Below are 13,859 nucleotides of genomic sequence, written 5' to 3' on the forward strand. Positions count from 1 at the left end.
ATAAAGATAGCGCCTTAGAACGAATATCTTAAATCAAAATTTTCAATGAGCGAAAGCTCAGTTAAAATATAAAAGATGCTGTAATTGACCGTGTGAATACCACTAAAAACTATACTACTCATGCATAAGATCCCTGAACCTTCAGCCCTCTCAAAGAAAACATCTTTGCTAACTCAACTAAAGCAATGGTTATTACAACCTACAGATATTGCTCCCCTTATTTTTTTCCGCATCATCGGTGGTACACTCATGACCATTGAGCTTACTGGCGGTATGTTTACCGACTATATCGAAGAATTAATCCATCCTGGGTTTCACTTTTCCTTTATGCTTACTCCCTGGATCAAGCCATGGCCTGAGACTTGGATGATGTACTTGCACTTTAGTATCAATATCATACTGGGAGTAATGGTTGTCGTTGGGGCCTATTATCGTTGGGCAACAGTATTGCTCTGCTTAAGCGCCACCTCCATATTCCTGATGGAAAAATCCTTATACATCAACCATATCTACCTATACTGTTTGATGATTTTTCTATTGAGTTTTCTTCCTGCCCATCGGGCCTTTTCCTACGATCTAAAAAAAGGTAGAGTAACCCCACTCTCACAAGTGCCAGCATGGATGATCTATCTCTTTGTATTTCAAATTAGCATCGTCTATTTATATGCTGGCATTGCCAAGATCAATGTGGACTGGTTACAGGCACAACCCCTTAAAATGTGGTTAGGCAACAAAGGGGATCATCCCATTCTTGGAGGACTATTAGTGCAAGATTGGTATCCCTATTTGGTCGCTTATGGAGGGCTCGCTTTTGATCTATTAGTCGTTCCATTCATGCTTTGGAAAAAGTCCCGAAAGGTCACCTTTTTTATTGCCTGTTTCTTCCATGCTACCAATGCCCTAACGTTTGGTATAGGGACATTCCCTTGGTTTTCTATTGTCGCCACCACCTTATTCTTTCCTGCTTCTACGTTTAGAAAATGGAAATGGCTGGACCGACATCTACCCCTTTCTAACAGTGCTACAACATTCCAAAATAATAGTAAAATTCTCTACCCTGTAATTATCCTTTACACACTTCTGCAACTGGCCGTTCCCTTAAGACAATTCTGGTATGAAGGCAACAGCAGCTGGTACGATGAAGGGCATAACTTCTCCTGGCACATGATGCTCCGAACCAAAAGAGGGCGGGCCGTCTTCTACGTCAAAGATCTACAAACCGGAAAAGAACAACGCATCAATAACCTAGAATACCTTACCCACAACCAATACCGAAAAATGATTGGCAAGCCCGATATGCTGCTAGAGTTTGCCCACTTCCTAAAGGGTGAGTTTGAATCAAAAGGATGGGAAGAGGTACAAGTCATGGTATACTGTCATGCTAGCCTCAATGGGCGCCCCAAGCAAGTGATGCTTAACAAGGATATTATTTTGAGTGAACAGGAAAGAGGATTGGGGCATTATGATTGGGTGAGGGGGTTGAAGGAATAAAGCTAAATCCGTACGGCCGCGCCAATGGCGCGGCCGTACAAGAAGCGGATAGTTATGTCCCCACATTAACAAAAAAATCAACCAATTAATTATATCGCTTGCGATATAAATAAATTTCACCTACATTTGTATCGTGAACGATATAAATAGTCAAACTAAACATATACAGCAAATGAAAAAGACCGTTTATCAAACTAGCGTATCAGTAACAGGTGGTAGAAATGGAAAGGTTGTCAGCGAAGATGGACTATTGGAACTGGATGTTCGTATGCCAAATTCCTTAGGGGGCAATGGAGGAGCAACCAACCCAGAGCAGCTTTTTGCGGCAGGCTATGCGGCTTGCTTTGATAGTGCCCTCAATATGGTCGCTCAACAGGAAGGACTAAAAATATCCTCGGAGATCAATGCAAAAGTCAGCTTGCAAATGAGTGAAACAGAGGGCTTCAATATTGCTGCGGAACTTACTGCTAAAATTGAGGGAGTGGCAAAAGATACTGCTGAAAAATTACTGAACATGGCACACGCTACTTGTCCTTACTCTAAAGCTATTAGCGGAAATGTAGAGGTTTCTGTTTCCTTAGCGTAATGAATCCTACTCAAAAACTGTTTTTCTTTAAAAATAATTATCATGAAAAATACGAAGACAAGCCTTCTTCAAGACATTTTAAGAATCATTCTAGGTGCGTTAATGGTATTGGCAGCTATCGGACACTTCACTTTTCAAAGGGAAGAGTTCCAGGCACAGGTTCCCAATTGGCTCCCTCTGGGGAAAGACCTTGTAGTAATTTTGTCGGGTGTTGCTGAACTTCTATTAGGATTGGGAATGATCTTCTGGACCAAGCAAAAGTCCAACGTAGGAATCTCTTTGGCAACCTTCTATGTTTTGATTTTCCCAGGTAATATTGCCCAATATATCAATGGTACAGATGCATTTGGATTGGATACTGATCAAGCCCGACTGATTCGCTTGTTCTTTCAGCCGGTACTCGTACTATGGGCTTTATGGTCTACAGGAGCCTTGAAGGCTATCCTGGAACGGAATAAGGAAGATAATGAGACAGTGAGCAGTGAGCAGTGAGCAGTGAGCAGTGAGCAGTGAGCAGTGAGCAGTGAGCAGTGAGCAGTGAGCAGTGAGCAGTGAGCAGTGAGCAGTGAGCAGTGAGCAGTGAGCAGTGAGCAAAATTATTTTACCACTAAATGATACACAATAATTCGTCAATACTTTTCAACATCATTTTTAAACGATAAGCGATAAGCGATAAACAATAACCGATAACCGTATGGCACAAAAGCTTAAAGTCAACGATAAGCTCTCCAACTCCGGTCAATTGCTTAAAGTGGCTCCTTTTCGAAGTTATATTCGTAAAACAGCTCCACATCGACATAATGGGTACTTTGAGATCATCTACCTGAACCAAGGAAGTGGTTCCCATACCATTGATGGGGTAACCTATGCCATTCAGCCTCCCATTTTATTTATGATGCAAAAGGAACAGATGCACCATTGGGATATACACACAGAACCCAAAGGATACGTACTCATTGTCAAAAAAGCATTTTTCCAAGATAGCCTTGACTCAGTACTACAAGAACTACTTTTTAAACTGAGTGGATATACAATACTCGAAAATATAGAACATCAACAACTACATCCTCTCTTCACACTTCTAGAAGAGGAACTGAATACCTCCTCCCCCTACCAACAAAGTAATCTGGAAGGTTTATTAAAAGCACTCTTTGGTCGGTGCCTATCCTATGCTTCACAGCAAGCAGAAAAAAAAGACATTTCTAATTCACTTTTTCTAGCCTATAAAAAATTAATCGAACAGGAAGATTATCGACTACAAAATATCAAAGACTACGCTGCCCTATTACACACCTCTCCACAAAACCTCAATCATGCCTGTCGGAAAGCTGTACAACTCTCTGCCTCCGATTACCTGGCCGAAGAACTTATTCGAGAAGCTAAACGATTACTACTCTATACCGATATGAGTGTAGCAGAAATTGGCTTTCATCTGCACTTTTCTGATCCCTCTCACTTCAGCAAGTACTTTAAACGATATACTCAGGTTACACCTAAAAACTTCCGCTCTGAGAAAGGGTGAGGGGGTGTTGATACCGCTCAACGTTTATTAATTGAGCTTTACTCGTTCATTATATTTAAGCCTTCAGCTATTTGAAGTACTATTGTTTCGTTGACCCTCGTCCTACATACCGTACTAACGCGAGGACCTACTACTCTTTATCTTTCTTTACTCTTCGTCGGGGCGACCACAAGGGACGCCCATCTTTCATCCTTCATCCTTCATCCTTCATCCTTCATCCTTCATCCTTCATCCTTCATCAAAAGAAGCCCATTATATTTTCATATAGACCATTTTTAACGATCCGCTATTTTTATCTTTGCATCCGAATTTTGAATCAATATGAAGATGACAAACGATAAAAATAAACTAATCGAACTAGGCAAACTCTTTTTTCATATGGGCTGGATCGCCTTTGGAGGGCCTGCAGCGCATATTGCGATGATGGAAAAAGAGATCGTCAGCAAACGAAAGTGGATTGACTCCCAACACTTCCTGGACTTGATGGGTGCCACCAATTTAATTCCTGGCCCCAACTCTACCGAAATGGTGATGCATTGTGGATACGAAAGAGCCGGATGGAAGGGAATGGTCGTTGCCGGCTTTTCCTTTATCTTTCCCGCGGTATTCCTGACCACTTGCTTGGCTTGGCTTTACGAACTATACGGCACGTTACCGGAGGCTACGCCTTTTATTTACGGTATCAAGCCTGCAGTTATTGCGATTATCCTATCTGCATTGATTAAACTTGGTAAAAAAGCCTTAAAGACCACGGAGCTTTGGGTATTAGGAGGCCTTACAGTTGTAGCCTGCTTATTAGGATTACATGAAATCCTAGCCATGTTCTTATCGGGTATTATTGGCGGATTACTCTATTATTTCCGCCAAAATAAAGGAAGTCTAAAAAGTATCTCTCCTATCTTTCTTCTACTGCAACCGTTAGTAGGAGGACAACATGAGGTGACCTTGAAAGTATTTTTACAATTCCTCAAAATCAGTAGTTTACTCTATGGTGGAGGATATGTATTATTCGCCTTTTTAGATGCTGAATTGGTGGCTAGTGGATGGTTGACGCGTCAGCAACTGATGGATGCTGTAGCCGTAGGGCAGTTTACACCAGGTCCCGTACTTTCGACTGCTGCCTTTGTCGGATGGCAAGTAGGTGGAGGACTTTGGGGCGCTATCGCTGCTTCAATCGGTATCTTCCTACCTTCCTTTATTCTGGTTGCATTACTGAATCCATTAATGTCAAGAATCCGTAAGATCGCCATTATCTCTGCGATTTTGGATGCCATTAATGCGGCGGCTGTGGCTATCATTGCCGTAGTCATGATCCATATGGTAGAGGAAGTATTGGTCGATTGGAGAACGATTACGATTGCTGCCCTTAGTATTATCGTGACACAATTTTACAAGCAAGTCAATAGCATGTATGTGGTGTTGGGAGGAAGTGCTTTAGGCTATCTGTTGATGTTATTGTAGAACAAGCTTGTGTTAATTTTCAATGATTAATTATCAATTTTCAATTATTGATAATTAATCATTGAAAATTGATAATTGTTCACTGCCCACTGTTCATTGTTCACTGCCCACCGTCCACTGCTTCAAAAACCGTATCGCCTCCTGTGTAATCTCATTCTTCTCCACTTCTGGTGTGGCCAGCAACACATCCGTAGACAATCCCGGCACCTTAATTTCAAAAAAGCCAAGATTGGGATCATCCTTATGATTTCTGCCGACTCCTGCAGGAACAATGGACACCCCCAAACCATTCTTGACGAGTTGCAAGATGGAATGCATATTATTCGCTTCATGAACAACGTGGGGTACAAACCCAAAGTAGGCCCCTATTTTCAATAAAGCTTCGTAGTTCTGTGGAGAGTAGTCCTTATTAAAATACACGAAAGTTGCCTCTTTTAACTGCTGAAGGTGATCCACATGACTGATAGAATAGATATTCTTATTAAATACCACCGCATAATCATCCCGGTACCAATGCTCCGCCTTAATCTCAGAGGAATACAAAGGCGAACGTATAATCCCAAAATCCAATTTCCCACTTGATAAATCAGCTACTTGCTTCAAGGTAGGTGCCTCGAATAGCTTAAAATGGACATAGGGAAACTTCATCCGCAAGTGCGCTATTAACTCAGGAATAATAGAGGAGAATGTTGAGCTGATATAGGAAATCCGAAACTCCCCACTTACATTATTGGCAATCTTTTCGGTCTGTATCTTAATCCTTTCCAACTGCTCCAGGTACCGCTTGATCTCTTTATAAAAATACTTCCCGGCATGGGTCAGGGCTACTTTTTTATTATTTCGATCGAATAAACGGGCATTCAAATGCACCTCCAATTCTTTGATCTGTCGACTCAGAGGAGGCTGTGAAATATGTAGCTTCTCTGCCGCCTTGGTAAAGTTCAACGTCTCTGCTACGGTAATGAAATAATGTAAGTGTCTTAGCTCCATTATACTTAAAAGGTATTGATTTATGACAAAATAAGTCTTTTTACATTAAGTATAAAATATCCATCTTTGAAAAACACAACGATATCAAGTTTTACTAATAGTTATCGATCTGAAATTATCTTTTGATATAAATCATATAACTCCAAAAATAAGATGGGAAAAACATTATTTGACAAAGTGTGGGATGCACACGTTGTAAGACAAATTGAAGGAGGTCCAGACGTTGTATTTATTGACCGTCACATGGTACACGAAGTGACCAGTCCAGTGGCTTTCCTAGGATTAAAAACCCGTGGACTTAAGGTGATGTACCCTGAGCGTACCTTCGCTACAGCAGACCACAACACGCCTACAATCAACCAACACCTACCGGTAGAGGATCCGTTATCGGCAGGACAGTTGAAAGCCTTGGAGGAAAATGCCAAAGAACACGGTATTTCTCACTGGGGACTAGGCCATGAGAAAAATGGTATTGTACACGTGGTAGGTCCTGAGTACGGAATCACACAACCTGGGGTAACCATGGTTTGTGGTGACTCCCACACTTCTACCCATGGTGCTTTCGGAGCGATCGCTTTCGGTATTGGTACATCAGAAGTGGAGATGGTATTGTCTTCTCAGTGTATCATGCAGCCTAAGCCAAAAAAGATGCGCATCAACATCAACGGTAAGTTGAACGCAGGAGTATCGCCAAAAGACGTTGCCCTTTACATTATTAGCAAGCTGACTACTTCTGGTGCTACTGGTTATTTTGCAGAGTACGCTGGAGACGTTTTCAAGGAAATGTCTATGGAAGGAAGAATGACGGTTTGTAACCTAAGTATTGAGATGGGTGCTCGTGGAGGTATGATTGCTCCAGATGAGAAAACATTTGAGTACATCAAAGGCCGTGAGTTTACGCCTACAGGGGAAGCTTGGGACAAGGCCATGGCTTACTGGGAAACATTGAAAACAGACGAAGGTGCTACCTTCGACAAAGAATATACGTTTGATGCGGCTGATATCGAGCCTATGATTACTTACGGTACCAACCCAGGTATGGGTATGGGTATCAGTCAGCAAATCCCTACTGCTGCAGAAGTGGAAGGTGGTGCTGCGACTTACGAGAAATCATTGAAGTATATGCAGTTCCAGGAAAAAGACAACATGATCGGTAAGAAAATCGACTATGTATTCTTGGGGAGCTGTACGAACGGTCGTATCGAGGATTTCAGAGCATTTGCTTCTATCGTAAAAGGAAAGAAAAAGGCAGATCACGTGACTGCTTGGTTGGTTCCAGGTTCACACAAAGTAGAGCAGGCGATCAGAGAAGAAGGTATTTTACAAGTCCTTCAGGAAGCAGGTTTTGAACTAAGAGAGCCAGGTTGTTCTGCTTGTTTGGCCATGAACGACGATAAAGTTCCTGCAGGTAAACTAGCCGTGAGTACTTCTAACAGAAACTTCGAAGGACGTCAAGGACCAGGCTCCAGAACACTATTGGCGAGTCCATTGGTAGCGGCTGCTTCTGCAATCAACGGAACCGTTTCTGACCCTAGAGAATTCCTTAACTAAGAAGTTAGGGACTGGGGATTAGGGACTAGTTCAAACTTATACTAACCCCTAACACCTAAACCCCAATCCCTAGAAAATCATTAATGCATCCATAAAGAATATAAAAATGGCTTACGATAAATTCGAGATCTTAACCAGCAGTGCAGTGCCATTGCCGATCGAAAATGTAGATACTGACCAGATCATCCCTGCCCGTTTCCTAAAAGCAACCGAAAGAAAGGGTTTTGGCGATAACCTTTTCCGTGACTGGAGATACAATTCAGATGACTCTCCAAAAGAGGACTTCGTATTGAACAATCCACTTTATGGTGGTAAAATCCTGGTAGGGGGTAAAAACTTTGGTTCTGGCTCTTCCAGAGAGCATGCTGCCTGGTCAGTTTATGACTATGGTTTCAGATGTGTGATCTCTAGCTTTTTTGCTGACATCTTCAAGAACAACTGCTTGAACGTAGGGGTATTGCCCGTACAAGTAAGTGCAGACTTCCTGGATCAGATTTTCAAGGCTATCGAAGCAGATCCAAAAGCAGAAATCAAAGTAGATCTACCGACACAAACGGTAACGATCGTAGCAACAGGCGCTTCAGAGTCATTCGATATCAACTCATACAAAAAAGGCAACCTATTGAACGGGTTTGATGATATCGACTACTTGCAAAATATGAAAGAAGAGATCGCTTCTTTCGCAGAGTCAATGCCTTTATAATTTTTAATGAAGAATTATTAATGAACAATGATTAATAATTCTTCATTCTTCATTCTTCATTATGAAAGCTATGCTGCGAAACGTTGAAATATTAGATACCACCCTTCGTGACGGCGAACAAACTTCTGGGGTATCCTTTACAGAAACCGAGAAGCTGCAAATTGCACAAATGCTGCTTGGAGAGTTGAAGGTGGACCGTATTGAGGTAGCCTCTGCCCGTGTCTCGGATGGGGAGTATCGCTCCGCTAAGAAGATCTTGGACTGGGCCAATGCACATGGCTATGGACATGCTGTTGAAATACTGGGCTTCGTCGATGGAGATATCTCCCTGAAATGGATTGATAATGCAGGAGGACAGGTCATTAACCTACTTTGCAAAGGCTCTAAAAAGCATTGTGAAAAACAACTGAAAAAGAGTCTGGAGGAGCACCTTGCTGACATTCAAAATACGGTAAGTATCGCACAGGAAATGGGCATTACCGTGAATGTTTATCTGGAAGATTGGTCCAATGGAATGAAAGACTCTCCAGAGTATGTCCTTGGAATGGTCCGTGCCTTGGAGCAGATGAAGGTCAACCGCATCATGTTACCCGATACCTTGGGAATGCTTAATCACAAGCAAACCACTAAGTACTGTAGCATCATGACGGATAACTTCCCGAACGTGAAGTTTGACTTCCATGCCCACAACGACTACGACCTTTCGGTAGCCAACGTATACTCTGCCTTGGAGTGTGGTTTTACAGGAGTGCATACCACCCTCAACGGGTTGGGAGAGCGTGCTGGTAACGTGCCATTGTCCAGTGTGATCGGTATTGTCAAGGACCATTTGGCCTATGAAATGCAGGTGGACGAAACCAAGCTTTACAAGACCTGTAAATTGGTCGAGTCTTTTTCAGGATTGCGTATCCCTGCCAATAAGCCGTTGATTGGAGAGTTTGTCTTTACCCAAACCAGTGGCATCCATGCCGATGGGGACAACAAGGATAACCTCTATCAAAATAGCATCAATCCAGAACGCTTTGGCAGAACTTATTCTTATGCCTTAGGTAAGATGAGTGGCAAAGCCAGCATCAAGAAAAATCTGGATGAGCTAGGGATTCAACTTAGTCCCGAAGAAATCAAAAAGGTAACGGCCAAGATTATTGAATTGGGTGATAAAAAGGAAAGTATTTCTAAAGAAGACCTTCCGTTTATCATCAAGGATGTACTCGGTTCACAAATAGAGAATCCAACGATTCAGATCAAAAACTACTCCCTATCCGTAGCGCAAGGCTTGAAATCCATGGCGACGCTATGTATAGAAGTCAACGGTAAGGATTATGAAAAAACGGCTGCCGGAGACGGACAGTACGATGCCTTTATGAACTCCCTTAATCTGATTTATGAAGAGCTAGGGAAAAAGCTTCCAAGACTGGTCGATTATGAGGTGCAAATTCCTCCCGGAGGAGAAACTGATGCCCTCGTAATTACGACGATCACTTGGGAGAATGGAAGACAGTTCAAAACCAGAGGACTGGACTCCGACCAAACCGTGGCAGCGATTAAGGCCACTATTAAAATGTTAAACATCATCGAAAATAATATATAGACAATATGAAATTCAAAATAGCAACACTTCCAGGCGACGGTATCGGACCAGAGATTGTAGATCAGGCGATCAAGGTAATGAAAGCTGTAGGAAAGAAATTTGATCATGAGTTCGAATTCAACTTTGCCGTAACGGGTGCTGCAGCCATCGACGAGGTAGGCGAGCCTTACCCGGAAGCTACCCACAAAATCTGTTTGGAGTCTGATGCGGTATTGTTCGGTGCTATCGGTGATCCAAAATATGACAATGATCCTTCTGCGAAAGTAAGACCAGAGCAAGGGTTGTTGAAAATGCGTAAGCAACTAGGACTATACGCTAACATCCGTCCAGTAACGACTTTCCCTTCTCTATTGCACAAGAGCCCTTTGAGAAAGGACATCGTTGAAGGTGCTGATTTCGTTGTAGTACGTGAGCTAACGGGTGGTATCTACTTTGGTGGAAAAGGTAGATCAGAAGACCTTAAATCAGCCTTCGATAACTGTGAGTATTCTACCGAAGAAGTAGAAAGAATCCTGAAGCTAGCGTATGACTACGCAGGCAAGCGTAACAAACGTCTAACGGTAGTAGACAAAGCGAACGTACTAGCTACTTCCCGTCTATGGAGAGAGGTTGCACAGCGTATGGAAAAAGACTACGAAAATATCGAAACGGACTATATGTTCGTAGATAACGCAGCTATGCAGTTGATCCAATGGCCTAAGAAATTCGACGTGATGGTGACGGAGAATATGTTCGGTGATATCCTATCGGATGAGGCTTCTGTGATCACTGGATCATTAGGTCTACTTCCATCGGCATCTGTTGGAAAGGAGACTTCGGTATTCGAGCCAATTCACGGTTCATACCCACAAGCTGCAGGTAAAGACATCGCTAACCCAGTGGCTACGGTATTGTCTGCGGCTATGTTGCTAGAGTCTTTGGACCTATTGGAAGAAGCGAAAGCAGTACGTGACGTAGTCAACAGATCATTGGACCAAGATGTGGTAACAGAAGATATTGCTGGCGATAAGAAAGCCTACAAGACGTCTGAAGTTGGAGATTGGTTGGCAGCTAACCTTTAATTTCCATCTCCTCTAAATGGAAGAGAACTAGTCGTAAGCTCCTGCTTACGACTTAAAAGCGCTTTTATCGAGGCTCCAGCCTCGTATCGTTATAGTACTCGAGGCTGGAGCCTCGATAAAAGCGCTGGTAGGTCGTAGGAAAATCCTACGACCAGTCTTTTTCCATAGGCTACGCCAATGGCACGGCCATACGGGCTATTTCAAAAGAATCTCAAAAACAGCACCTTCCTCAGGAGAATACAAACGAAAATCCCACTGATGCTTCAACAAGATATCTCGACAAAGCGTCAGTCCAATCCCTTGCCCCGTAGGTTTTGAGCTATAAAAAGGAGTAAACAATTGTTGCTCTTCTTCTTTAGAAATACGCTTTCCGCTATTCCATATACTTAGTTTTCGGCTTTGAGGGTTCCATATCACTTTTAAGGCTCTTTGTTCCTGAACAGCACTTTGTTCTATGGCTTCCATCGCATTTTTGAAGATGTTCATAAACATTTGTTCCAGTAGCAAATGATCTCCTTGAACAAGAATTTGATCCGATGGAATATTGAAAGACAACACTATCCCTAAACTATCCAATTTGGGTTGATAGATGGTCACTAACTCCTTTAGTAGTTCTTTTAAATCTATGGTTTCCAAAGTAGCTTCTGGTAGCTTTACGACCTGAGCAAAATTAGCCATAAAAGTAGCCATGGATTGATTACGTCCCTGTACGACTTCCAATGCCTCCTGATAATCTTCTTGCATTTCAGTATCCTTCAACACAAACTCTTTGAGCGTATCCAGGTAAGAGTTGACCGCTCCTACCGTATTGTTCACTTCATGGCTCATCATCCGAATTACTTTGCTGTAGGCTTGCTTTTCCTTTTGTGCATCCAAAAATGAACTGTCTTGGATTAGGATAAACTGCTGTGGAAACCCTCTAAAGATAAAACTGCTTTTTTGACAACGATAGCGACGTCCCCCGGAACGAAGAATTTCCACTTCCTTATCTTTAGGCATATGGCTCAAACGTTGGAAGAAATCATTTTCAATAGCCCCCAACGACTGTCCTACAAGCTTTTCCAAGGGCAACTCTACCATTTGTAAAGCTGCAGGGTTCACCTGTAACATCTGCTGATCATAGTCCAGGATAATAATTCCATTAGGAGACGCTTTGATCAAGTGCTCCAGAAAATATCCTTGTTCTTGCTGCTGTATACGTTCTTTCTGTAGTCGCTCAATGATCTTATTATAAATTACCGTCAGTCGATTGACCACTGGATGTGGACTAGGCAATAAGCGAGACTGAAAATCACTATGCTGTAATAGCTTAAGTGCATTGTTTAATTCCTTTAATGGACGATGGAAAAAATGCCACAAACGCCATTGCCAGATCACTACGATCACAGATACTACCTCTGCCAATAAAAAAGAATAGGGATAAGTCTCCCTAATCGGGAAAGTAATTCCTAAAAGCGAGGCTACCATTAGCAAGGACAGTAAAAAATACTCAACTCTAAGCATCTGAAATATTATACTTTTCTATTTTACGATAAAGGGCATTTCTTGATATACCTAAAGACTTAGCGGCAGGGGCTATTTTGTAATGATTGGCCTCCAACGCTTGACGAACCATCCTCTCTTCCATTTGCTCTAACGTATGGCCCTCTTGTACCTGAACAGGAGCTTCTACTTCCCCTTGAAAGGCATTGATGTAAGTAGGGTTTTGCTGAAAATCTGCTATCTGTAGCTCTTCTGCTGTCGTCATCAGCACAGTACTTTCCACCCAGTTTTTCAGTTCACGGATATTTCCTTTCAGCGGTTGCTCCTGCAACCATTGCATGGCCTCTTTAGCGATTTGTCGGTTACCTAACCCATAACTTTTCGTCAGTTCATCCAGGAAATGCTGCGCCAGTAACGGAATGTCTTTTTTACGCTCCCTTAATGAAGGAAGGTAAATAGTGATCAGGTTAATTCGGAAAAATAAATCTTCCCGAAACTTTCCTTCTTGCACTAACTCCGGTAATACCTTGTTGGTCGCAGAGATCACCCGAAAGTCGGCTGACTGAGGAGTACTACTCCCTAGCACTTCAAACTTTCGTTCCTGCAATACCCTTAAGAGTTTCACCTGACTCGACAAGTCTAACTCCCCCATTTCATCTAGAAATATACTGCCTTTGTGTGCCAGCGCAAAGCGCCCCTCTCGATCGGCATGAGCTCCCGTAAATGCTCCTTTTTTATGACCAAACATTTCGCTTTCAAAAAGACTTTGAGAGATTCCCCCAAGGTTCACCTTCACAAAGTTTTCGTCCCTTCGTCGGCTGTTCTGATGAATCGCTTCAGCAATCAACTCTTTTCCTGTTCCGCTCTCCCCCATGATCAATACCGGCGCATCGGTTTGTGCTACACGCCCTATGGTTTGCAACACCTCCAACAACTTGGGATCTTGCCCTATAATCGCCTTGAAGTCACATTGCTCCTCCAACTTTTTACGCTCCTGACTAGGAGTATACTTCGTTTTGGGAGACACTTTTTGCTTTAGCGTAATGGCTGTATTTACGGCTTCCAACAAATGCGTATTATCCCAAGGTTTACTGATAAAATCAGCGGCTCCTCTCTTCATCCCTTCAATGGCGAGTTCCATCGTTCCCCAACCTGTTAATAACACTACCGGTAGTTCTGGTTTCTTTTTCTTGATCGCCTCTAATGCCATTAAGCCTTCTTCTCCAGTAGTTTCTATTTTGAAGTTCATATCCAAAATAACACAAGCAAAAGAGAACTCCTCTAAAACACCCATAGCCTCCGTTGGATGGGAGGCAAGGATAGGGTGAAACCCTTTTTGCTTAAAGAAGAAACCTAGCGATTTGCATACCGCTACATCATCATCAACAATCAATAAGAAAGGTTTAGGTTTTAGCATAGTC

12 protein-coding genes are annotated in these 13,859 nt (G+C 42.5%); 9 read left to right on the forward strand and 3 right to left on the reverse strand.

Annotated elements, in window-relative coordinates; translation table 11 throughout:
• Positions 1-120: 120 nt before the first annotated feature.
• The 5 genes from ABD985_RS19940 (at position 121) to chrA (ending at position 5,060) form a co-directional block, all read left to right on the forward strand.
• A complete protein-coding gene (locus ABD985_RS19940; protein ID WP_345374880.1) occupies positions 121-1,491 on the forward strand; it encodes an HTTM domain-containing protein in 1,371 nt (456 codons plus the stop codon).
• A gap of 172 nt (positions 1,492-1,663) precedes the next feature.
• On the forward strand, positions 1,664-2,077 hold the full coding sequence (locus tag ABD985_RS19945) for an organic hydroperoxide resistance protein (RefSeq protein WP_345374882.1): 414 nt from the start codon (positions 1,664-1,666) through the stop codon (positions 2,075-2,077).
• Between the two features lie 42 nt (positions 2,078-2,119).
• Positions 2,120-2,569 carry a DoxX family protein gene (locus ABD985_RS19950; protein ID WP_345374884.1) on the forward strand — a complete coding sequence of 150 codons (450 nt, stop codon included), beginning with the start codon at positions 2,120-2,122 and terminating at the stop codon, positions 2,567-2,569.
• A gap of 202 nt (positions 2,570-2,771) precedes the next feature.
• A complete protein-coding gene (locus ABD985_RS19955) occupies positions 2,772-3,599 on the forward strand; it encodes an AraC family transcriptional regulator (protein WP_345374885.1) in 828 nt (275 codons plus the stop codon).
• A gap of 321 nt (positions 3,600-3,920) precedes the next feature.
• Entirely contained in the window at positions 3,921-5,060 is a 1,140-nt protein-coding gene (chrA, locus tag ABD985_RS19960) for a chromate efflux transporter (protein WP_345374886.1), read from the forward strand.
• A 93-nt stretch (positions 5,061-5,153) separates the two neighbouring features.
• On the opposite strand, the gene ABD985_RS19965 is transcribed toward chrA, so the two are convergent.
• Positions 5,154-6,050: a LysR family transcriptional regulator gene (locus tag ABD985_RS19965; protein WP_345374888.1), complete on the reverse strand. Its 897-nt coding sequence runs from the start codon at positions 6,048-6,050 to the stop codon at positions 5,154-5,156.
• A gap of 153 nt (positions 6,051-6,203) precedes the next feature.
• Between ABD985_RS19965 and leuC the strand changes: the two genes are divergently transcribed.
• From leuC to leuB, 4 genes are all read left to right on the forward strand, one after another.
• Positions 6,204-7,601 (forward strand): 3-isopropylmalate dehydratase large subunit, encoded by a 1,398-nt coding sequence (gene leuC / locus ABD985_RS19970; RefSeq protein WP_345374890.1) that lies wholly within the window; start codon positions 6,204-6,206, stop codon positions 7,599-7,601.
• 106 nt (positions 7,602-7,707) lie between these two features.
• Positions 7,708-8,304, forward strand: coding sequence for a 3-isopropylmalate dehydratase small subunit (leuD, locus tag ABD985_RS19975; protein WP_345374892.1), 597 nt, complete (start codon positions 7,708-7,710; stop codon positions 8,302-8,304).
• Between the two features lie 70 nt (positions 8,305-8,374).
• Positions 8,375-9,895, forward strand: coding sequence for an alpha-isopropylmalate synthase regulatory domain-containing protein (locus ABD985_RS19980; protein ID WP_345374893.1), 1,521 nt, complete (start codon positions 8,375-8,377; stop codon positions 9,893-9,895).
• 5 nt (positions 9,896-9,900) lie between these two features.
• Positions 9,901-10,956: a 3-isopropylmalate dehydrogenase gene (gene leuB, locus ABD985_RS19985; protein ID WP_345374895.1), complete on the forward strand. Its 1,056-nt coding sequence runs from the start codon at positions 9,901-9,903 to the stop codon at positions 10,954-10,956.
• A gap of 195 nt (positions 10,957-11,151) precedes the next feature.
• Here the strand turns inward: leuB and ABD985_RS19990 are convergent, their stop codons facing one another.
• Positions 11,152-12,423, reverse strand: coding sequence for a sensor histidine kinase (locus ABD985_RS19990; RefSeq protein ID WP_345374897.1), 1,272 nt, complete (start codon positions 12,421-12,423; stop codon positions 11,152-11,154).
• A gap of 28 nt (positions 12,424-12,451) precedes the next feature.
• Positions 12,452-13,855 (reverse strand): sigma-54-dependent transcriptional regulator, encoded by a 1,404-nt coding sequence (locus ABD985_RS19995; RefSeq protein ID WP_345374898.1) that lies wholly within the window; start codon positions 13,853-13,855, stop codon positions 12,452-12,454.
• Positions 13,856-13,859 lie beyond the last annotated feature (4 nt).

The organism is Algivirga pacifica, assembly GCF_039543525.1.
GTDB lineage: Bacteria > Bacteroidota > Bacteroidia > Cytophagales > Flammeovirgaceae > Algivirga > Algivirga pacifica.